Source organism: Pseudomonas sp. 01L34 (genome assembly GCF_056400265.1).
This window is the reverse complement of the sequence record NZ_JBFTSX010000012.1, coordinates 1-22,340: the sequence shown is the minus strand read 5'-3', so window position 1 is coordinate 22,340 and position 22,340 is coordinate 1. Positions and strand designations below refer to the sequence as shown.

The 22,340-nt window shown below is 59.2% G+C and carries 19 protein-coding genes; 16 read left to right on the top strand and 3 right to left on the bottom strand.

What is annotated here, in order from left to right; genetic code table 11:
- Positions 1-89: 89 nt before the first annotated feature.
- On the bottom strand, positions 90-1,097 hold the full coding sequence (locus tag AC1DQM_RS28335; RefSeq protein WP_349746515.1) for an aldo/keto reductase: 1,008 nt from the start codon (positions 1,095-1,097) through the stop codon (positions 90-92).
- 92 nt (positions 1,098-1,189) lie between these two features.
- Between AC1DQM_RS28335 and AC1DQM_RS28330 the strand changes: the two genes are divergently transcribed.
- From AC1DQM_RS28330 to AC1DQM_RS28300, 7 genes are all read left to right on the top strand, one after another.
- Positions 1,190-2,089, top strand: a complete 900-nt coding sequence (locus AC1DQM_RS28330; RefSeq protein ID WP_477747142.1) for a LysR family transcriptional regulator — start codon at positions 1,190-1,192, stop codon at positions 2,087-2,089.
- Between the two features lie 58 nt (positions 2,090-2,147).
- Entirely contained in the window at positions 2,148-2,468 is a 321-nt protein-coding gene (locus AC1DQM_RS28325; RefSeq protein ID WP_064618687.1) for an isochorismate lyase, read from the top strand.
- A gap of 709 nt (positions 2,469-3,177) precedes the next feature.
- Positions 3,178-4,416, top strand: coding sequence for a non-hydrolyzing UDP-N-acetylglucosamine 2-epimerase (gene wecB / locus AC1DQM_RS28320; protein ID WP_477747205.1), 1,239 nt, complete (start codon positions 3,178-3,180; stop codon positions 4,414-4,416).
- A 41-nt stretch (positions 4,417-4,457) separates the two neighbouring features.
- Entirely contained in the window at positions 4,458-6,671 is a 2,214-nt protein-coding gene (locus AC1DQM_RS28315; protein WP_477747141.1) for a hypothetical protein, read from the top strand.
- Between the two features lie 12 nt (positions 6,672-6,683).
- On the top strand, positions 6,684-8,798 hold the full coding sequence (locus AC1DQM_RS28310; RefSeq protein WP_477747140.1) for a glycosyl transferase family protein: 2,115 nt from the start codon (positions 6,684-6,686) through the stop codon (positions 8,796-8,798).
- Positions 8,795-11,341 (top strand): NfrA family protein, encoded by a 2,547-nt coding sequence (locus AC1DQM_RS28305; RefSeq protein ID WP_477747139.1) that lies wholly within the window; start codon positions 8,795-8,797, stop codon positions 11,339-11,341. The genes AC1DQM_RS28310 and AC1DQM_RS28305 overlap by 4 nt, the downstream gene beginning before the upstream one ends.
- Positions 11,342-11,513: 172 nt before the next feature.
- Positions 11,514-12,296 (top strand): alpha-amylase family protein, encoded by a 783-nt coding sequence (locus tag AC1DQM_RS28300; protein ID WP_477743820.1) that lies wholly within the window; start codon positions 11,514-11,516, stop codon positions 12,294-12,296.
- Positions 12,297-12,407: 111 nt separating this feature from the next.
- Here the strand turns inward: AC1DQM_RS28300 and AC1DQM_RS28295 are convergent, their stop codons facing one another.
- Positions 12,408-12,881 carry a hypothetical protein gene (locus AC1DQM_RS28295; protein ID WP_064618699.1) on the bottom strand — a complete coding sequence of 158 codons (474 nt, stop codon included), beginning with the start codon at positions 12,879-12,881 and terminating at the stop codon, positions 12,408-12,410.
- A 425-nt stretch (positions 12,882-13,306) separates the two neighbouring features.
- Between AC1DQM_RS28295 and AC1DQM_RS28290 the strand changes: the two genes are divergently transcribed.
- The 6 genes from AC1DQM_RS28290 (at position 13,307) to AC1DQM_RS28265 (ending at position 20,283) form a co-directional block, all read left to right on the top strand.
- Complete coding sequence (locus tag AC1DQM_RS28290; RefSeq protein WP_477747138.1) at positions 13,307-13,930, top strand: eCIS core domain-containing protein; 624 nt, start codon at positions 13,307-13,309, stop codon at positions 13,928-13,930.
- Between the two features lie 208 nt (positions 13,931-14,138).
- Positions 14,139-16,178, top strand: coding sequence for a bifunctional DedA family/phosphatase PAP2 family protein (locus tag AC1DQM_RS28285; RefSeq protein ID WP_477747137.1), 2,040 nt, complete (start codon positions 14,139-14,141; stop codon positions 16,176-16,178).
- Between the two features lie 102 nt (positions 16,179-16,280).
- On the top strand, positions 16,281-17,225 hold the full coding sequence (locus tag AC1DQM_RS28280) for a chromate resistance protein ChrB domain-containing protein (RefSeq protein WP_477747136.1): 945 nt from the start codon (positions 16,281-16,283) through the stop codon (positions 17,223-17,225).
- Complete coding sequence (gene chrA / locus AC1DQM_RS28275; protein WP_018925604.1) at positions 17,218-18,576, top strand: chromate efflux transporter; 1,359 nt, start codon at positions 17,218-17,220, stop codon at positions 18,574-18,576. The genes AC1DQM_RS28280 and chrA overlap by 8 nt, the downstream gene beginning before the upstream one ends.
- A gap of 82 nt (positions 18,577-18,658) precedes the next feature.
- Positions 18,659-19,111, top strand: a complete 453-nt coding sequence (locus AC1DQM_RS28270; RefSeq protein WP_477747135.1) for a chromate resistance protein ChrB domain-containing protein — start codon at positions 18,659-18,661, stop codon at positions 19,109-19,111.
- A 131-nt stretch (positions 19,112-19,242) separates the two neighbouring features.
- Positions 19,243-20,283, top strand: a complete 1,041-nt coding sequence (locus AC1DQM_RS28265; protein ID WP_064618711.1) for a YncE family protein — start codon at positions 19,243-19,245, stop codon at positions 20,281-20,283.
- Positions 20,284-20,332: 49 nt separating this feature from the next.
- On the opposite strand, the gene AC1DQM_RS28260 is transcribed toward AC1DQM_RS28265, so the two are convergent.
- Positions 20,333-20,677, bottom strand: coding sequence for a cupin domain-containing protein (locus AC1DQM_RS28260; RefSeq protein ID WP_064618713.1), 345 nt, complete (start codon positions 20,675-20,677; stop codon positions 20,333-20,335).
- 243 nt (positions 20,678-20,920) lie between these two features.
- Here AC1DQM_RS28260 and AC1DQM_RS28255 point away from each other — a divergent pair, with 243 nt between their 5' ends.
- From AC1DQM_RS28255 to AC1DQM_RS28245, 3 genes are all read left to right on the top strand, one after another.
- On the top strand, positions 20,921-21,211 hold the full coding sequence (locus tag AC1DQM_RS28255; RefSeq protein WP_018925600.1) for a hypothetical protein: 291 nt from the start codon (positions 20,921-20,923) through the stop codon (positions 21,209-21,211).
- 132 nt (positions 21,212-21,343) lie between these two features.
- Positions 21,344-21,745, top strand: coding sequence for a hypothetical protein (locus AC1DQM_RS28250; RefSeq protein ID WP_007937009.1), 402 nt, complete (start codon positions 21,344-21,346; stop codon positions 21,743-21,745).
- Positions 21,746-21,957: 212 nt separating this feature from the next.
- Positions 21,958-22,239 (top strand): DUF3303 domain-containing protein, encoded by a 282-nt coding sequence (locus AC1DQM_RS28245; protein WP_018925598.1) that lies wholly within the window; start codon positions 21,958-21,960, stop codon positions 22,237-22,239.
- Positions 22,240-22,340 lie beyond the last annotated feature (101 nt).

The window sequence follows — 22,340 nt, the reverse complement described above, 5'->3', positions numbered from 1 at the left end:
GCATTGCGATCTTGATCGACCGCTCTGCTACCCATCGAACGCCTGCGTTCAGTATGCAAAACTGAACACTCATCCTCTTCTCAATAGTGTCAGGCGGCACCAGGGACATTCGTTCCCATGCCCGCCGGCAGGAACGGTCGAATTTCATCGATTTCCGCAGCGCTGAGGCGCAACTCCAAGGCTGCAATCAGCCCGTCTACTTGCGCACGATGGCGGGCTCCGACAATGGCGCCCGTCACGACCGGTTTGCGAAGTACCCAGGCGATGGCGACCGCAGCAGCGCTCACCCCGTGCCTTTCTCCAATACGTGCCATGACGTCAACCAATGCCAGGTTCGCACTCAAACGGGGCTCCTGGAAATCAGCACTTCGAGCCTTGCGCCAATCGTCTTCGGGCAGTTGCGAGATGCGTTCGCGCGTCATGCTGCCGGACAGTAGCCCTGATTGAAGCGTGGAATAGGCAAGGACCCCCATCCCGGCCTGCTCGCAGAATGGCAGAACGTCCTTCTCGATGTCCCGCATCAAGGCCGAGTACGGCGGCTGGAGCGAAACGATCTCCGTCACCGCCTGCGCCCGCTTGAGTTGAGCGACATCGAAATTCGATACACCGATCGCGCGAATCTTTCCTTGATCGCGCGCGGCGGCCAAAGCCGAAAGCGCCATTTCAATGCCTTCACTGCTGGCGTCGGCAGGAAAAGCAGGCCAGTGGATCTGATAAAGATCGATCGTCTCGACTTGAAGCCGGCGCAAGCTTGCGTCGATCTCGGCGAGCAAGGATTGAGGGGCCAGCGAATGCGAAATCTTCTTCGTGACCGGGTCCCAGACCAAACTGCCTTTGGTGAACACCAAAGGACGCCGTGACGCCGGCACCCGCCGCAGCAATTGCCCCACCAATTGCTCTGCATGGCCCAAGCCATAAACCGCAGCGGTGTCAATCCAGTTCACGCCGCGTTCGACGGCATATTCAAGTGCGCCCAGGCTGTCCTTGTCATCCTGCGCTCCCCAACTGTACTCCCAGCCGGTGCCGGCGATTGCCCAGGTTCCCAGGCCAATCGGTGAAATCAGAAAATCCGATGATCCAAGACGATTGTTTTGCATAGCGAGCTCTCCACGAATGATGGAGGAAGTATCCGGCAGAGGTCTCATGACGATAAGATAGGTAATCGTATTTGAACTACTGAACAAAACTCATGAGTCATCACCCCGATCTCTCTGAACTCGACGCCTTTGCCGCCGTCGCTCGCCATCGCAGCTTTCGCAAGGCCGCCGACGAACGTGGCGTTTCGGCTTCCGCGTTGAGTCACGCAATGCGAGCGCTGGAAGCACGTTTGGGCATCAGACTGCTGAACCGAACCACTCGTAGCGTGACCCCGACCGAGGCCGGCCAGCAGCTATTGGCGACGCTGCTCCCGAGCCTGCACCAGGTTAACGATGCATTGGCGCAATTGACCTCGATGCAGGAAGTGCCCACTGGCAAACTTCGCCTCAACGTGGCGCGTCCGGCGGCTCGCATCGTGTTTGCGAAAGTGCTGGCGCCCTTCGTGGCCAGGTATCCACGTATTCAGTTGGACCTGATCACCGATGATGGATTGACCGATATCGTCAATGAGGGATTTGACGCTGGAGTCCGCTTTGGTGAAAGCCTGGCCGGTGACATGATCGCAGTCCCTGTCGGCGCACCTCAATCGTTCGTGACCGTTGCCGCGGATGCTTATCTGGCCGCGAAGGGAACCGCGCATGTCCCCCGCGACTTGCTCGACCATGCGTGCATTGCCAGGCGTTTTCCCAGTGGCAAACTTTACGCTTGGGAGTATCAAGCCGACGGTCAACCGATACGGTTGTCCGTCACCGGCCCGCTGACTCTGGAAGACGATGCGCTGATGATCCAGGCAGCGAAAGATGGCGCTGGTATTGCCTATGTCTACGAGGAGCTGGTGCGCGACGATCTCCGGAACGGGCATCTCAGAGAAATACTCCAGGAGTGGAAAGCACCGCCCAGCCGGTTCTTTCTTTACTACTCAAGCCGGCGGCATGTGCCACCCGCCTTGAAAGCACTCATCGAATTTATCAGCGCTCGCGAGGCTGCGTAGCCGTCGTAAAATCGGCACTTGAATCCCACGATTTTTTTCAACAAACGGAGTCACCTACATGGAAGTCATCAATCAGTTGCAGCCCGCAGAGTGTGCAGGCATGGAAGATATCCGACGCGAAATCGACGCCCTGGACCAGGCCGTTATCAAGCTGTTGGGCAAGCGTTTTCACTACGTGCTGGCCGCCTCGAAGTTCAAGACCTCGGTGACTTCGGTGCGCGCTCCGGAGCGTTTCAAGGCCATGCTGGCAACACGACGCGAATGGGCCGAAGCCGAGGGCCTGAGCCCGGATGCCATCGAGAAGATGTACAGCGACCTGGTGAACCACTTCATTGCCGAAGAGATGAAACACTGGGCGGCTCATCAATCCGAAACCTGACGCTAGCGTCCTGACTGTCCGCCAAGGTCTATTTTGGTCAGCTATGCAGGCTGCGATAGGCCTGGAGCGGACTTGCGCTCGACTCGCAGAAAACGCTGATGGCAAAGGAACTGCTATCGGCTGATTCTGTTGAAACACGGCCGAGTACACTGGCGAACACTTTATTCAAACATCAACTCCTATTAATACGTCATTTACCCTTTCACAAAAACTTATTACCCTACTGCATCGCGACAATATTCAGGCGTCATTTAAGTGACCGCCGCAACCACCATTATTCAGAAAGACAGCCCTTAACCGCACCAACGCGACCCTTGCAACCCATGAATAATTCATGCGCACTGACGAACGGAGCAAAAATATAAAACAACCATAAAAATCAATAACTTAAAACTTATAAAACACTCAAATAAAAACCTCTTAAAATTATTTAAAAACCATAAGTGACCAACCACAAATATAAAAGTTTCAAACTTTATAATTAAATAAAAACCCACACATAACGCTTTAAAATATTCACCTTTGATGCTAATAATCCGGCAGCTTCCGGGTTTCCAGGCGACGTCTCCTCTCACATGAAGTGAACATCAGCGCTCACGTTGACTATCCCGGCCTTTACTAAACTCAAATAACGCTAGCGTGGCTCAAGTTTCAATATAACTTGGGGCAGCTTTTGTGTTGCGCACTAGAACTGCGCGAGGAAGGCATCATCGTCCGCCATCATTCAAGACTTAAAGTCCTTTCGATCTTCGGTACCCGTCCTGAAGCCATCAAGATGGCGCCTTTAGTCAAAGCCCTCGCTGCGGAACCTGGCATTCATTCGCAGATATGCATCACCGGCCAACATCAAAGCATGCTTAAACAGGTGCTGGATCTGTTCAACCTCAAGGCCGATTACACCCTCGATGTGATGACGCCGCACCAGACGCTTAATTCGCTGACCGCGGCGCTTTATGAGGCGATTGATCCGGTGCTGGAAGTGGCCCAGCCGGACCGGGTGCTGGTACATGGCGACACCACTTCGGCCATGGTGGCCGCGATGGCTGCGTTCCATCGACGCATTCCGGTCGGCCATGTGGAAGCCGGCCTGCGCACCGGTGACATCTACAGCCCGTGGCCGGAAGAAATGAATCGTCGCTGCATCGACCTGGGTGCGGACATGCTGTTTGCGCCGACCCACGAGTCGCAAAAAAACCTGCTCGACGAGCGTTTGCAGGGGCGCTCTTTCGTGACCGGCAACACGGTGATCGACGCTTTGCAGATGACCGCGCAGCGCATCGAACAGGACGCTGACCTGCGTGCAGGCCTGGATGAGCAATTCTCGTTCCTGCAACCCGGCCGCAAGGTATTGCTGGTCACCGGGCATCGTCGGGAAAACTTCGGCGAAGGCTTCCTCGACATCTGCAAGGCCCTGAGCCATTTGGCCCGGCGTGCCGACATCCAGATCGTCTATCCGGTGCACTTGAACCCCAATGTCATGGGCCCGGTCACCGAGCAGTTGGGCGACCTGCCCAATGTGCACCTGATCAAGCCACTGGACTACCTGGCTTTCGTGCGACTGATGCAACGGGCACACGTGATCCTCACCGACTCCGGTGGCGTGCAGGAAGAAGCCCCCTCACTGGGTAAACCCGTGCTGGTCATGCGTGACGTTACCGAGCGCCCCGAAGCGGTCGCGGCGGGCACTGTGCGCCTGGTCGGGACCTCGCCGGACTCGATCATCGCGGGTGTCAACGCGTTGTTCGATGACGAGTTGCTATGGCGTCGATGCTCCCAGGCGGCCAACCCATACGGCGATGGCTGCGCCAGTGCGCGCATCGTCGACGCGCTGATGGGTCGTCCGGTCGATGAGTTCGTCGTCGCTCGGCAGTCCTTGCCCAAGTTCCTGCATTACCCGACAACGGTGCCTGTGCCCGAGGAAAATTACCCGGCTTTCACCTCTCTCTAAACCGAACCGCTCCTCCCCTTATCAGCTCGAGATCTACCTGAATGAAGTCTTCCGTTGCCATCCATACGGGTGCGCTCAGCGCCCTTGCCTGTGGCGTGAGCCTGCTCGCGCTCATGCCGACCTTCGCCTTGGCCGCGGACAGCCCGCTCACCCAGGCGATCAACCGACTCAACGCCGACACTCGGCAAGAGCGTGAGATCCGCTTGAGCGATCTGGGGATCGACGCCCCCATCATCCTGGGTTCCACCGATGCCCGGCGCGAATTGTATTTACCCGTGCCGGCGGGTGTACCGCTGACCGATGCCACGCTGAATTTCGACGCCAGCTACCTCAACGGCGAAGGCGGCCGCAACACCTTGCTGCTGTCGCTGGACGGTTATCCGGTGCGAGCCGAAGGGCTCAGCGAAGCTCAAGGTGACGCCAGCGCCACGCTGGGCGTGGACAAGACCGCGCGTGACAGCGGTTCGGTGCGCCTGGGTATTGCCTGGTCGTCGATCGTGTCCCGCGTGTTGTGCGAAGACGAACGCGCCATCGGCAACGTATTGCGCATCGAACCGGACACCCGCCTCAACTACAGCTACGACGCCAGCCAGTTACAGGACGTTGGTGCGGCCTGGACGGCATTGCCCGGCAAACCGGGAATCATGGTCGCGCCGGGCACCTTATCCGCCGAAAGCTACGACGCCGCCTGGCGTCTGGGCGTGGCACTGGAACGGATCGGCAAGCACAGCCACATCCTGCCCTATCCTGCCGTACAGGACAGCGTTGACCTGACCGGCCTGCGTATCCCGGCCGAGCTGCAAACTATTCCAGCGTTCGCCAGCCTCAACGGCAAAGGCCCGCACGTCCTGGAGAACCCGGCGCAAATCGGCGCGCTGCTGATGTTGGGGCAAACCCCGAACGTCCAGGCGGATCTGGCCATCAACGACCCGCAACTGCTCAAGGCCGTCAATGAGTCTCTGGATGCACTGCAAAGTCAGATTCAAGGTCTCGACGCCACCGCAGCCAGCGCCTTCGCGCAATGGCGTGTGCGGCATATCAATGCAGGCCTGGCCGCCACCGGCACGGACAATGTGCGCCTGGCATTGCTGGGGACACGCCCGGTGCTGACGATCGCACCGCAAGCGACCGGCAAGGCCTTGGCCTTGTTCAGCTCCGCCTGGAACACACTGGCACGCAGCCGCCAATTGACCGTCAGCGAAGCACAGTTGCCATTGAGCGCCGACGGCCGTGTGGCTTTGTCGCGCCTGGGCGGCAAACCCGGTGCGATCGACGTGCTGGCCAAATCCGACTGGAGCACCTCGTTCCCTCTGGGCAGCGTGGCCTACGACGGACGTCTGCCGGTGAAGGCGGTGATCGATGTGTCCGCCGCACCCGGCGCCTCGGACACCGCGCCGGTGGCCTCGCTGTTTCTCAACGATTATCTGATTGGCGCACAACAGCTCATGGCCAACGGAGAAAAGCAACGCATTGAAGCGCGGATCCCACGTTACGCCGTGGGCTCGACCAACGTGCTGCGTGTGTCGTTCCAGCGCCAGCCGGTCAGTGATCGCTGCCTCGAAACGCCACAAGCCTTCCCGGTCTCGGTGCTGCCGACCAGCCATATCGTGTTGGAAAAGACTGCGCTGGATGATGACTTCTCCGGCATGGCTGCACGCTTTGCCGTGAACGCGCAGATCCTCGTGCCGCAGGCCTACCTCGAACACCCGGCAAGCAGTTTGCCGCAGGTGATTTCGGTGGCTGACGCCGCCGGTGTTTCGCCGCTGCGTGCGCAATTGAATATCAGCGCCGACCCGAAAGTCTCAGTCACGCCAGACAAAGCCTTCCTGGCCTTCGAGTTGCCGATCAAGGACAGTAAAGAGTCGGTGCAGGTCGACGAGCAGGGCCGCCTGCGCATCAATCACAAGGATCAGGTGTTGCTCGACGTGCATCCCCTCAACCACCTGGCTTCGTTGCAAGCCGTGGAGAGCGGCGGCCAACACGGTCTGGTCTATCGCACACTGGGCGCCGACGCCCCTCGCTTCGCCAGGCAGATTCTGCTGAGTCGCGGCGACATCGCCATCCTCGGTGACAACGGCACGCTGACCACCTTCGACACCCAGGACCCCAGTGGCAGCCAATTGATCGACCACGAAGAACCCAAGGGGCTGGACGCCTGGCGCACACCGTCGCTGTTGTGGCTGATTCCCGGTGGCATCCTGTTGGTCCTCATCCTGTTGCTGGCCGGCCGTAACGCCCGTCGCAATCGCCAGTAACGGTAACCCTCGATGACGTCGCTTTATTGGCCCTATTGGCTGGCCCACTACTACAGTTTCCTGGAGACCTCGACCATCGTGGTCGCGGTGCTGATTCTGATTTCCAGCCTGGACGATCTGTTCATTGACCTGTGGTACTGGTCTCGTCGCCTGTTTCGCAAATTCACCGTGGGTCGCAAGTACCGGCCGCTGACCGCCGAGCAACTGATGGCCCGGGATGAACAACCGCTGGCAATCATGGTTCCGGCCTGGCTGGAATACGACGTCATCGCGCCGATGATCGAGAACATGGTGTCGACCCTGGACTACCAGAACTATGTGGTCTTTGTCGGCACCTACATCAACGACCAACGCACCATCGATGAAGTGGAGCGCATGCGTCGGCGCTACAAGCAGCTGCATCGCGTGGAAGTCCCGCATGCCGGACCGACCTGCAAGGCCGACTGCCTGAACTGGGTGATCCAGGCGATTTTCCTGCACGAGAAAACCCACGGCATGACCTTCGCCGGCGTCGTGCTGCACGACAGCGAAGACGTGCTGCACCCGCTGGAATTGCGCCTGTTCAACTACTTGCTGCCGCGCAAGGACATGATCCAGTTGCCCGTGGTTTCGCTGGAGCGCAACTGGTACGAATGGGTGGCCGGCACCTACATGGACGAATTCGCCGAATGGCATGGCAAGGATCTGGTGGTGCGAGAAAGCATGACCGATACCGTGCCATCTGCCGGGGTCGGCACCTGTTTTTCGCATCGCGCCTTGCGAGTATTGGCCGGGGAAACCCAGAACCAGCCGTTCAACACCGACAGCCTCACCGAGGACTACGACGTCGGCGCACGCCTGGCCAAGGTCGGTATGAATGCGATCTTCGTGCGCTTCCCGGTGCAGTTTCGCGTGCTGCGCAAATCATGGTTTCGCAAGCCTTACGAATCGACCCTGAAGATGCCGTTGTGCGTGCGCGAATTCTTTCCCGACACCTTCCGCACCGCGTTCCGCCAGAAGGCCCGCTGGACATTGGGCATCGGGCTGCAAGGCTGGGAACAAATGGGCTGGAGCGGCTCGCTGGCCAACCGTTATCTACTGTTTCGCGACCGCAAAGGCGTAGTGACGGCGTTCGTCAGCATCATCGCCTACGTGATTCTGATGCAGTTGCTGGGCCTGATTGTTTTGCGCCAGAGCGGACTGTGGGACGTGAGTTTCCCGACGCCGTTTGAAACCAACGGTTTTATCCAGTACCTGCTGCTGGCCAACGGTCTCGCGCTGGCCTGGCGCATCGCGCATCGCTGCTATTTCACCACCGTGCTATACGGCTGGCAGCATGGTTTGCTGTCGATCCCGCGCATGGTGGTGGGCAACTTCGTCAACTTCATGGCCGCGTCACGGGCCTGGCGCATGTTCCTGGTTGGCAAGGCGCTGAACCGCAAACTGGTGTGGGACAAGACCATGCACGACTTCCCGTCCACCGACCTGGTCGCTGCCGCACCGCGCAAGCTGGGCAGCGTGTTGCTGTCCTGGCAGGCGATCAACGAAACCGACCTGCAAAATGCTCTCGTCGAACAGAAAACCCGGCACATGCCATTGGGGCGGATTTTGCTCAGCAACGGCTGGCTGGACGACGAAACGCTCGCGGAAGCCATCGCCTTTCAGAACGACTTGCCCCGGGTGTTCGATGTGGCCGCCAAGGCGCGGGATTCGAACCAGACGCTGGACGATGAATTCGCCCTGCGCTGGCGCGTGGTGCCGCTTGGCTTGAATGCCGACGGCCGTGCGCAAGTCGCCGTGGCCAGCCCACTGCCGGCCGAAGGCCTGCAACAGGTCAGCGACGAACTGGGCAGCGAACCGGTGCAGCTGATTGCCCGGGAGAGCGAAATCGTCGCGCAATTGCGTCAACTGAACGTGCGCGAAGGCCAATCCGTGCCGGATGCCCGAGCGCCATTGCTGGGCGACCTGTTGATCGAAATGGGCCTGCTGGATCGCGATGTGTTCAGCCGCGCGATGTTGCAGTACCGCCCGCAGCATCATGGCCGCATTGGCGACTATCTGGTCGACAGCGGCGTGCTGCCTCGCGCCACCATCGAAAAAGCCGTGGCACGTCAGCACAGCCACTACCCTGCGGAGCTTCCTGCATGAATCGCCCCTTACTGACCCTCATGGCCACGGGGCTGAGCCTGATACCTGCGTTTGCTCATGCCCAGACGCTGCCATTGCCATTGACCGGTCCGGCCTATGTAACCGCCAACGAGGCGTACAGCGCTTACGAGCGCAAAGACTATGACCTGGCCATCGCCAAGGCTCGCGAAGCGCTACGTCAGCGCGCCGATATCCAGCGTTTGAACACGCTGATTGTGCTGGCTCAGCGCGACAAGGACCTGCGTGATCATCCCAGGCGCTACCCGCAATCACGTCAGGCTCCGGGCTTCGGCGCCGCTGCCCAGGCCTTCGCAGCCTATGACCGCGATGACTTCGGCGCTGCTGCCCAGGCCGCACGCAAGGCCATCGCTCAGGCGCCTAAACGCATGGACTATCGACTGCTGCTGATCGAGTCCTTGCAGCGCCAACCGCATCTGCAGGAAGCGGATCAAGCCACCACCCAGGCGCTTGCGATGTTCCCGGACGACGACGCGTTGCTGATGCGGCGCACAGCGATTCGTCGTCAACTGGCGGTGCCGCTGGCGGTTCAGGGCTATCGCGCCCTGCAGCAAGGCCATGTGCCGCTGGCTGTGGACCAGGCCAGAAAAGCCGTCGCCTGGGCCCCGGAAATCGGCGCCAACCAGCAACTGCTCATCAGCGCCCTGCTCGCCGCCAACGATTACCCTGGGGCCGAGCAAGCCGCGTCCGCTGCATTGGCACAGGATGACGGGGAAATCGCACCGTGGATTCTGCGCAGCTACGCCCTTGATCGGCAGGGTAAGACTCAAGCCGCTCAAACTGACCTGAAGCAGGCCCTCGCCATCGATGGCCTGCCGCAAGCGCAAGTCCGCAACATTCGCTTCTTCGCCGCCGACGCCGCACTGGCCCATGGCGAGCCTCAGCAGGCGCTCGATGATTTGCAGCCACTGGTCGACGATGAAGGTGGCGAAATAGCCCGCCGACGTAGCGCCGCACGAGTGGCGCTGCGGCAGAAAAACAATGGGGATCTGAACACTGCCGCTCACGTCCCTGCTCCAGCCCTGAACTGTCAGGAAACGGCCTTCGGCCTGGTGTGTGATATCTGGCCTGGCAACCAACGCGACGACGGAACCGACCTCGCCGCCCAGGCCTATGCGGCCCTGGCCCGCAAGGACTTCGAAACGGCGGTTGCCCAGGCGAACCAAGCCGTCGGCCGCGCGCCGCACAACCCGGCGTATCGACGCCTATTGGTCGGAGCCCTGACCGACCAGAAGCATGTGCCCGAAGCCATCGCGGCGGCCAGCGATGGTCTCAAGGCCAATGGCGATGACGCCCGGCTGCTGAGCCAGCGCGGCTTCTTGCGTCAACAATCGGGGGACGATACCGGGGCACGCCAGGATTTTACCCAGGCCTTGGCCCTGGGCAGCTTGCCGGCTTACGAAGAGGCCAGTCTGTATGCCGCCATCGGCCAGAGAAGAACTGCGCGCGAACGGCTGCAACAGGCGCGGGACACCGGCGAACTGGAAGCGATGAGCGACCTGCAGATCGCCTACTTGTCGGTCCAGACCGGCGACGATGACCGCGCCCGTGAATCGTTTCGCAAGGCCGATGCGGGCAGCCAGCTCTCACCGACGGCAACGCAGGATGCCGCCTACAACGCCATGCGGGTCAATGACGATGAGCAAGCCGTCACCTATTTCAAGCGAGTCATCGATGCAAAAAATGCCGGTGAACTCGACATGTCTCCGCAGCAGCTCTTCGACACCCGTCGCGCGGTGGCCGATGTGTCGCGTACCTGGGGCTTGATCAGCACTACCAGTTATCGCGGCAACAGTTCCAGCAGCGGTTTGAGTTCAGCGCCCAGCAGCGGCAGTAACAGCAACGACAGCCTGCAAAACAGCACCGAACTGTCCTGGCGCCCGTTGGGCTATCGCAATGCACGTTTTGTCGAACTCTACGGCCGCGTCACCGACACGCTATGGAGCAAGAACAGCGATTCGGCTAGCGGTATCGATGCCCTGCAAGGCGCTGTTGGTGTGCGGGTCAAGCCGTTCACGGCGCTGAACGTGATGGCCGCCGTTGAGCGCACGTTCCCCTTGGGGTCGTCAGACGTCAACGGTGACTGGCTGGTGCGCCTGGGCTATAGCTCAAGTATCGGGACCGATTTGCGGGTCGATACCTCCAGCTGGTGGACCTCGCAGCTGTTTGCTGAAGGCGGTCATTACATCAATGACTCGCGTGACTATTTCAACAGCGAATGGCAGGTCGGCCGCAGTTACGCCATCGGCGGCGCAGGTTCACACTGGGTGAGCTTCCCCCATGTCGTGGCCGCATTCGACTATGACTCAAAGATGAGCAGCGAGACCGATACCGACGGCAGCACGAGCTCATCATCCGGCAAGGCCGCAGGCATCGGCGTCGGCAACAACGTCCGTTACTGGTTCCGCGAAGATGCCTACAACGCCCCACGCTCCTATGTGGATTTTTCTCTGCAGTACCGCGTGAAGGTGCTGGGCGATGACCGCGCTCAAGGCGTGTTCGCTCGCCTGACGTATTCCTATTGAGGACTGGTATGAACGTTCGAGTTTATTTGTGCCTGGGGTTTAACCTGCCCTCGACGTGGGCATATCCCCCGCCCCTGAAAAAGGCAGCCCTGTGAAAATCTTTGGCTATACCGCCAGTCGCGCGACCGTTGTCGCCCTGTTGCTTATCGCTACCCTCGGCGCAGGTTCCGGCATGCTCTACGTGACACACACCAAGGCTCTTGACCCGGGGATTGTCGGCATCGTCTGGCAGCCGGACAACAAGACCGTCGGCATCAACGGCCACTGGGAAAAACTCGGCGCCCATGAGCTGCTGGTGCAATGGACCGTCGTCGACGATCAGGCATTCGCTCCCGGTACCGGCCTGCCCACCGTGCCGGTGTTGCCCGACTGGACCCGTATCGCCAAGGCGCCCTGGGCGCAGGATGTCATTCTCGGGCTGGCCGGTTACTTCAGCGAGAACCGCTCACGGGACAACATCGAGCAACTGGCCGCTGTCTCGGAACGCATCGCCAAATTGCCTACGCCGCTACACGTCACCGGCTGGTATTTCCCGGCCGAAGTCGACCCCAGCTGGACCCGCGCCAAAGAACTGCCCGCCCTGCTGGCCAAGCTGCCGCGACCGTTATGGATCAGTGTTTACGACGGCGCCAACATCGGCCCCGCCGCCACCGCCGATTGGCTCAAGCAATGGCTGCCGGATGACATCGGCGTGTTCTTCCAGGATGGCGTCGGCGTCTACGCCCGCACCGCACCGGTGGCCCGAACCTACGCCGACGCCATGCGCCAGCGCCTGGGCAAGGACCGTGTGCGAATCATCGTCGAAGCCTTTCGCCCCAACTTCGGCGGCGGATTCCGCTCCGCGACCGCGGCCGAACTCAAACCGCAACTCGCGGCCTATGACGGTTATCCGCTCTACCTGTTCGACGGACCGCACTACGTGACGCCTGAGTTGCTGGAGCAACTGGTGCGGTGAATCGCAAAGCAGCCATTTATAACGTCGTGGCTAACCGACGCCTAAAAGATATGAAGCCGACTGAAGCTCCCCCGGTTGAGCCGCAGCGAAGCAGGTAGTTTGGAATCGTAATCAAGTAGGTGCCGAATTAGTCCCTGCATTCGGGATCGCCGACTCCCGAGATCGAACCGCATACAATGCCGAAAAGATATCGCGGATATATTTCGGGCGCTCGGAGGCGGGAATTACCGGAAGAAAATCCAGCATGTCGATAATTGATTCATAGGCAAAACGCATTTCACGGTGATAACGCCAACGGGCACCGAATCCGAGGGCTCGCTCCATTGCGACGAACAACCCGGCGAGCGCAGAACACAAAGGTGCCACCCAAGTAAAGTTTGTAGCAGGTAACAGCGTCGCCAGCGTCGTCAACAGCAACACCAGGATAGTGCCGCCGTTAAACATGATCGGATCGGCCAAGACATCATGCAACTTGGCCGCGTCTGTCAATCGCACCTTCAACTGTTGAATCATTTCCGGGGGCAAGTCCGTTACACCGCTTACATCGGGCGCGACGGGCGCTTCAAAATTGGCGTCATCTGGCATACGAAACTCTCCTGAAGGAAGAGATCAATCCGCCCAACGGCAAACTTCTAGGCATGAGGAATACAACTGACGAGCGAGTATAGATCATGGCATGCCGAATGCGGCTGAGTGAGTCTCCATCGGCTCCGGATCTTCTCATGCTGATTGTCTGCGCCAAGTGCCGGGTGACGTGCCGAACTGGCGTTTGAATCCGCCGGCTCAGAGTCGGGTAACGCCGCCCGTAGCAGGATATCGTCAAGTGGCCGATCCAAGCGATGTGGCGCGTGCGGTACTTGCAGCCAGCACTTGGTCGGTGCTGGCCTGAAAAAGCTGTGGGCTGTGAAGGCAACAAACGGTGGCCGCAACGGTCCAACGCGCGGTTGAACACCAGGTGCGAGCGACCAGAAGCATCACCTGCCGACTGCCACTACCTCTGGGAGAGCCAATTGTCAGCTGTCTTTTTGCGTCAAGTTTTCCGGTTATCGGTACTGTTCTTTTCCGTTGGCACTTCGTTTTCTGCTTACGCCTGCCCAGCAGGGCAGTACGAAGTCTGCGTGGTCACTTGTTTTTGTGCTCCAGGCTCCAAAGAGGAAATGGGACCGATCTTTGAAAGCATGAGCCAAATGGCGTCCTCTGGATTACAAAGTTGGATCGTGCAATCGCGCGACACCGCGGCAACTGGCGATATTCGGACAATCCCGCTGAATATCCGGGCCCAACTCGAACCCTACTATGACATTCAAGTACTTGATTCGGCCCGCTACAAGGTAGGCGATGATGAGGAGCTGAACGCCGCAAACACCATGCTGCAGAACCCCGATGTCACTGCGGTCACCCTGATAGACATCATCGTCTTTCGCAGTGCCGATGATGCTCTTAACAATGTCGCGCTGTGGGCCCATGAATTGAAGCACGTGCAGCAGTACCAGCAATGGGGAGTTCGGGAGTTTTCCACTCGCTATACCCGTGATTACACAGCCGTCGAGGCGCCTGCTTACGAGATTCAAGCCAAGGTAGCCAGAGCGCTAAGGGCCAGCGTGGCCCAGTCAGAACCTCCTCGACATCCTTGAGTTCAAAGGGCCAGGCAATCCTGCCGTCTGCTGCTCTCCATCACAGACCCCGAGAGTCTCGACGCTGGACCAAAAACAGCCGGTGGGCGAAGCGATAGTTAATGAGTAGCTATGCTTAGTCTGTTGTGCAAACTGATTGTGCAGACGGGAATTGCAGACACCCGTGTCGATCGCCGCCCCACTGGTCCTCCATAGGCAGCCGCGAAACATGACGTCCTTGGTCTCATCGATCATCGAGTTACTCACGGCGCACCCGCATATCGTGTATCTGGCCGTGTTTCTCCTGGCACTTTCCGAGTCAATCCCGATCATCGGTGTCGTCGTTCCCGGCACCGCCGTGATTCTTGCGCTCAGCACCCTGGTGCCGAGCGGCGTGTTATTGCTCTGGCCGTTGCTGATCGCCGCCACGTCAGGCGCCATTGCGGGGGATGGTCTTTCGTTCTGGCTCGGGCACCGATACCGCCGCGAGATTCTTGGCCTCTGGCCACTGAACCGGCATCCTGAACTGATTCAGCGCAGCGAAGCCTTTTTCAACCGTCATCGCGATAAAAGTATCTTTTTCGCGCGCTTCACACCGGGCGTCCGCGCCTTCGTTCCGCTCCTCGCCGGCACGCTGGGAATGGCGGTCAGTCGGTTCTATGCCGTCAATGTCGTGTCGGCGCTCGCCTGGGCTCCGTCGCATATCCTGCCCGGTGTGCTCGTCGGCGCGACGTTCAGCATTCTCGGTGCAGCTGCAAAGCCGCTCGCGATCCTGCTGACCGTTCTAGTCGCGGTGGGCTGGGCGGTCCTGCATATCGTGCGCTGGGCACTGCATCGCGGCATCCCCTACTTCATCGTCGCAGTGCAGCGGTTGCGGGGCTGGACCGGCGCCCACAACACCTGGCTGAGCCGCAGTCTCACTCACTTTCTCGATCCTTCACGGCCCGAAGCACGGGCTCTCGCACTGTCGACGGTCCTGCTCGTCGGTGCCGCGTGGCTTTTCTTCGGTGTCCTTGAGGACATCATCAACGGTGACCCGTTGCTGCTTGCAGATAGCGCGATATACCGCGCGCTCCAGGATCTTCGCACTGCACCGGGCGATGCGGTGATGATCGCCATCACGGAACTCGGCGACACCAAGGTCGTGCTGGCGGTCACGATTGTTGTCTTGCTGTGGCTCATGTGGAAACGCGCCTGGCGTACGGCTGCCTATTGGCTGATTGCAATCGCCGGCGCTTCGGGGCTCACCATAGTCATCAAGGTAGCGCTGTATCGAGCTCTCCCTGCGGAACCTCTCTATTCCGGGTGGAGTGCCTTTTCCTTCCCCAGCGGCCACAGCACGATCAATGTCGTGCTATACGGTTTTCTCGCCTTCCTTATCGCGCGTGATACCCGCCCGGCACGGCGCCTCGTGGTCGCTCCTGGCGCAGCCACCCTGATATTTCTGATTGCATTCTCGCACCTCTACCTCGGGGCACATTGGCTTTCCGACGTGCTCGGGGGGCTGGCATTCGGATCCGCTTGGCTGGCGCTACTCAGCCTCTTCTACCTGCGGCGGCAGGCCGAGCACATTGGCTCAGCGGGGCTGCTCGCCCTCGGATGTGTGACACTTCTGCTCGCCGGCGGCTTCAATATCTATCGTAACCATACGACGGACAGCAGTCGTTATGCCGTCAAGGTGGGAACGTTGACCTTAGCTGCCACCGATTGGTGGACGTCGGATTGGCAGCAACTGCCGGTGCGGCGTATCGACCTCACTGGCGAGACGAATGAGCCACTGACGTTTCAGTGGGCCGGTGGTCTGCCGGAGTTGCAAGATGTCCTGCAGCGCAACGGATGGCGCACCTCAGCGGCATGGACACTGTTGAATTCCCTGAACTGGTTTACCGTCCAGGCTGACCCTGCCGATCTTCCGGTCATCCCTCTTTTCGCCAGTGGTCGCCTTCCCAGTCTGACGCTCATTCGAACGTATAACGATGATGGATCTGCCGGTTCGCGCCTGGTGCTTCGATTGTGGATCGTCGATATCGAGCTCACAAACGGGCGAACTATGCCGCTGTGGATTGGCTCGGTTGTCGAGGAGCGTTTCTATCATCCCCTGGCCCTCGTCACGCTAACGTCAACACAACCCGATGCGAATACACCGCGCAGAATGCTAGCGGCCGTTCTGGACGATGGGCGGCTCGTTTCCCGGACCGAAGGAATGGCGGATGCGTATTGGGATGGGCAGGTCCTGTTAGCTCGCACGGTGAAAAACAAAAATGAATGACCGTTCAGGGTCGTTTGCCGCCCTATTTCTGAAGGAGCGCTTCCCCATGGCCTGAATCAGGAATAAAGTAGCAAGACCTACATAAATAGTAGAAAACGCTACATGAAAAATTGGCTAGCTTTGATATTAGGTCTGCCGACTGCCAATGCCACCGAACGCATGCGTGCCTGGCGCGCACTAAAAGCCTCTGGAGCGGCGGTCTTACGCGATGGCGCCTACCTCTTACCGGATACCGCTGCCTGTCGAGAAGCGCTAACGTCTGTCGAGCGCGACATCCTGGCCATCAATGGCACCGCCTACGTCCTGCCTGTCGTTGATCCTGACGGTGAACGCTTTATTGAGCTGTTCGACCGTAGCGATGATTACGGCAAGCTAGGCGCCGAGATCGAAGCATGCCGGGCACAGCTCAATGCCGAGAATGCGCTGGTCACCACCAAGCAAATTCGCAAACTGCGTAAAGCCTACGATCAGCTGACCAGCATCGATTACTTTTCAGGCAAGCCGAAGCAGCAGGTCGACTTGGCGTTGCAGGAGCTTGAGACAGCGGTCAGCAGAGCGCTGTCTGCGGATGAGCCGCATAGCCGCGACCAGCCAATCACGGCACTGAGCCTTGGCGATTATCAATGTCGTGTCTGGGCAACGCGTAAACGCCCATGGATCGACCGCCTGGCTTGCGCCTGGTTGATTCGACGCTTCATTGATCCGCAGGCTCAGATCCTTTGGCTGAACACTCCACAGGAGTGCCCTGCCGATGCATTGGGTTTCGACTTCGATGACGCAACTTTCAGTCATGTCGGCAATCGCGTGACCTTTGAAACCCTGCAAGCCAGCTTTGAACTTCAAGAGCCGGGCCTGAACCGCATCGCTGCACTGGTGCATTACCTCGATATCGGTGGCATTCAGCCGGTGGAGGCTGCCGGCATCGAACGGGTGCTGGCAGGGCTACGCGAAACCATTGCCCATGACGACCACTTGTTGGCTGCTGCCAGCGCCATCTTTGACGGCCTGCTCGCCGAGTTCGTGAAAGAGGAACATCCCAATGATTAAGGCTTCCCCATCAGCTGTTGAAGAGGATCTGTCGAGGCCTGAACCGATCAGTTTGCGTGAGGCGTTCTGGTTCTGGCTGAAGTTGGGATTCATTAGCTTTGGCGGGCCCGCAGGACAGATCTCGATCATGCACCAGGAGTTGGTAGAGCGGCGGCGTTGGATTTCCGAGCGGCGGTTTCTGCATGCCCTCAACTATTGCATGCTGTTGCCAGGGCCGGAGGCTCAGCAGCTAGCAACCTATATCGGTTGGTTGATGCATCGAACCTGGGGTGGGGTGATCGCCGGGGGGCTGTTTGTGCTGCCCTCACTGTTTATCCTGATCGCGCTGTCCTGGATGTATATCGCCTTCGGCGAAGTCCCGGTGGTGGCCGGGCTTTTCTATGGCATCAAGCCCGCCGTGACGGCCATCGTCGTGCAGGCGGCCCATCGAATCGGCTCGCGCGCGCTGAAAAACAACTGGCTGTGGGCTATGGCGGCGGCGTCATTTACCGCGATCTTCGCGTTCAATGTGCCGTTCCCGCTGATCGTGCTGGGAGCCGCGTTAATCGGTTATGCAGGAGGCCGCCTGGCGCCCGAGAAATTCAGGACCGGGGGCCATAGCGCCGCCAAAAAGTCCTTCGGCCCAGCATTGATCGATGACGACACCCCGTCCCCTGAGCATGCCCGGTTCAGCTGGTTGAAACTGGCGCTGCTGGCACTCATCGGCGCAGCGTTGTGGGCGTTGCCGATGGGGGTCTTGACCGTGCTCTTTGGCTGGGAAGGCACCTTGACTCAGATGGGCTGGTTCTTTACCAAGGCCGCATTGCTGACCTTTGGCGGCGCCTATGCGGTGCTTCCCTACGTCTACCAAGGCGCAGTCGGTCATTATGGCTGGCTGACACCGACACAAATGATCGACGGATTGGCGCTGGGGGAAACCACACCGGGGCCGCTGATCATGGTGGTGGCTTTCGTCGGCTTTGTCGGCGCCTATGTCTCGCAGGTGTTCGGCGCCGATCAGGTGTTTCTGGCCGGAGCCGTCGCGGCCACGCTGGTGACCTGGTTCACCTTCCTGCCTTCGTTCCTGTTCATCCTCGCAGGTGGCCCGCTGGTGGAGTCGACTCACAATGAACTCAAGTTCACCGCACCGCTTACCGGGATCACTGCCGCAGTGGTTGGGGTGATTCTCAATCTGGCGTGTTTCTTCGGCTATCACGTTCTTTGGCCCAAAGGGTTCAGCGGCAACCTGGACTGGCCTTCCGCGCTGATCGCGATTGCGGCGGCGATTGCCTTGTTCCGCTTCAAGCGCGGCGTGATTCAAGTATTGATGGCCTGCGCACTCGTTGGTTTGACTGTGCACTTACTGCGCTAGAGCGCGCAATGATCAACTATTTTCTGGCGGGCACCGGGCCTGCCAGATTACCCAGCCTACTGAGTTAGGCAGGAGGTGTTCCATGAGGTGGATTACCCGTGAACGACCCAAAATTGATCGCATTGCCTGTCCCTGGCTGATCACCCGTTTTATCGACCCTGAGGCCGAGTTCTTGTACGTGCCCAGCAAAGAGGTTTTGCCGGTGGCCGCAGAGAAAGACGCAACGCCTTATGACATTCCGGGTGTTGAGCTTACCCACGTAGGTGAGCTGTGCAGCTTTGATGCGTTCCTGAACAAGTACCACCTCAGTGATCCTGCCTTGCAGCAGTTGGCCAAAATCGTGCGCGGAGCAGATACCTCCCGCCTGGATCTGACACCGCAATCGGCCGGGCTCTATGCGATTTCGCTGGGACTATCGCATAGTTATGCCGATGACCACGAAATGCTGGCACATGGTTTGATCCTGTATGACGCCCTGTATGCCTGGTGCAAGGAATGTCAGGGCGAGTCGCATAATTGGCCTCCTCAGATGTGAGAGGCGTCCACACGGCGGTCCAGCCCGGAACTGGGCTCATGATCAGTGAAACACTGCATATTCTGATCTGCGCATTGCTGAGACTTGGGCGAGGCGGTTGAACCCGCCTTGTCCGAGCAGAAGAAGACCTCATGAACATACGAGACAATCGACGTTTCACTCTGCCAGTCTTCGCGATCCTGCTGACTGCGCTAGCCGTCATGGACTTCGCAAGCCTTCGCTACTGTCAGGCCGCCGACGAGTTGCCGGCTAACGACCTGCCTCTGAAGCACGTCGCCGACATTCCATTGCCCGGTGGCGCCACTCGACTCGACTACGAGAGCTACGATCCAGAGCGCAACCTGATGTTCATCGCTCATCTTGGTGACGGTGAAGTTATCGCCTTTGACATGCGCGAGTCCCGCGTTGTCGGGCGCATTGCGAACGTCTCGTCGGTACACGGCGTGCTCGTTATTCCTGAGTTGTCACGCGTCTACGCTTCGGCGACGGGTACGAACGAAATCGTTGCGATAGACGAAGCGACCCTGGCAATTGTCAGTCGCATACCGGGCGGCATCTATCCAGACGGCATGGCTTATGTGCCTGACCTTCACAAGCTTTACGTATCGAACGAAAACGGCGAGACCGAAACGGTGATCGACGTGGACACGAACACTCGTGTTGCGACAATTCCACTGGGAGGTGAAGTCGGCAATACACAATATGACCCCATATCACGACACGTCTTCGTCAATATCCAGACTCGTCGGCAACTTATCGAAATCGATCCCGTGACCGACCACATCGTGGCGCGCATTGATCTGCCGGGGGCACGTGGCAACCATGGCCTGTTGATCAATCCACGTGACCGGCTTGCCTTTATCGCGTGCGAAGGTAATGACAAGCTCCTCGTACTGGACATGCACACCATGCGGGTTATCCAGGCGTTCGATACCGGGGGAGCCCCCGATGTGCTTGCGTTCGATCCAGTGCTGAACACACTTTATGTCGCTGGAGAGGCTGGCATTGTGTCGATGTTCCACGTCAAGGGGGCAGTGGTCACGAAAATCGGCAATGGCAGCGTAGGCCCGCGTGCGCATGTCGTTGCCGTGGATGCCGCGACACACCGCTCGTATTTTCCGCTCAAGGATATCGACGGGCACCCGGTACTACGGATTATGGAGCCCCGTTAGCGGATTGAATCGACTCTAGTTCCGACCGTGCTGGATGTCGGACCTGAACTTACTCCTGCCTGACAATATCGACCGAGATCTCCACCGCAGCGATCGTGCCCCGGTTCTCAAGCCAGTGCGTGGTGTTCCTGTCCTCGGGCCAACCCACGCCCGGCCCATAGTCCGTGGCGACGCCATTTCGATGGTCGGTGATGGTTCCTTGCAGTATGTAGACGGTACCGGGTCTGTCTTTATGGTTGTGAACCGGCCCGAAGACGCCTCCAGGCTCGATGGTCACCATGCGCATTCTAAGTTGGCGCCCTGCCATGCCTTCGATCTCGGGGCCAAGGTCAACCGTTGCCAGTAACTTCACCGTAACACCTTGCGTTTCGGGTGCCGCCTGTTCGTTGCTCATTGTGCTCTCCTCTCTGTACATACAGGGCCTGACTAGAAGTTAAGCCCCTAAGAACCGACAGAGAGGTAAATCCGCCTAACGACGGTCGCCCATCCGGTCAAATGTCGCCGATGGTCGTTACATTTCGCTTGTCACCGGCGTTTGGCTAAGCTGAATAAATCGGGGGTGAACTGATATCGGAGTGATGGCGGCCATCAGCGGGTCTGGATTGGCATCAAGACGGTACTCCCGAAGGAGACGACTATGTATGCAGTTATAAGAACCTACCTGGGTGCTGGCGCAAAGGAGCTTTTCGAGTTTCTGGAAAAGCGCAATGCCGATGTCGAAGCGGCCCTGCGGACAGTGCCTGGCATCGAAAGCTACACACTGCTCAACACGGGTGATGGCGGCACGGCAGTGACGGTTTGCAAAGACAAGACCGGCACCGATGCAAGCTTGAAAGTGGCGCGCGACTGGATTCAGAAAAATGCTTCGCATATTCAAGTGAAACCGCCGATCGTGACGGAAGGTCCGGTGATTGTGCAGATAAAATAGATTCAACCGGTCGATGCAACACACTAGACACTGTGTAAACAGGCGGCGTGTTGCATCGACGGAAAACACCACTCTCAACGCCACAACAACCCCATGGGCAAACCCGATCATAGCGCTCTATGATTGAACCCCATGACGACCTCTCTTCCGATCCGCCAACCCTGCCCTCCCGGTGCTTGCATCTGCGAACGTGAGCAGCTGTTGGAAACTCCCGGCACGGACCTGCGCATCCTGAGCCTGACCCAGTCGGAAGAGAAACGCCTGATCGAACGCCTGGAAAACCTCCAGAGCCTGAGCGACCTGGAGCGTCTGCAACGGCGAATGTATGAGCAGTTGGGTCTGCGCGTGGAGATCGCTCCGGGCTTCAATGAAGTGCGCACCATGCGCGGTATCAATATCACCTTGGGCGAACTGCCGGGCCTGTGCCGCAAAACCCGTCAGTCGATCCCGGCGGCCATTCGCCGAGGGCTGGAGAAGCACCCGGAAGTTGCCTACGAGCTGCTCAATGCCAACGACTTGTTGCGTGATGCCTGATGACTTGCACCGTTATCCCGATACGTTCGTTCGAATGCCCTGAAACAGGATCAGCGGTCGTACACGCGACACGGTCCGCTGCTATGCCTTCTCATGGGAGAACAGGTTTCAGGCCAGCCAGGACGTCGCTGGAAACTCAGGCGTGACCGTGGCCCCGGCGCCAGCCAGGAACGCGAAGATCAAAGGTGCCAGTCCGTAGCAGGAGGTGGCAGATGTTATTCATGGTCCGTTGGTCCATCAGTCCGCAGCAACGTAACAGCGCGATCGAACGTTTTCTCAAGACCGGTGGCGCCCCACCCGCAGGCGTCAAAATGCTGGGGCGCTGGCATGCCGTCGGCGGCTCCAGCGGCGTGGGCATTGCCGAGGCCAGTGATCCAGTGGCGATTCAGAAGTGGGTGCTGGAATGGAGCGACCTCATGAACATGGAAGTCCACGCCGCATTGACCGATGAACAGGTGGCGCCGCTGCTCGCTGCCGCAGTGGGCAAGCAATAGTTGTCGAGGCGGCGGGTGCCCCTCGCCGCCCAATGCAAGCTTTTCGTAGGAGCCAGGCTTGCCGGCGAAGGCGCTCKYAAGGACGCCTTCGCCGGCAAGCC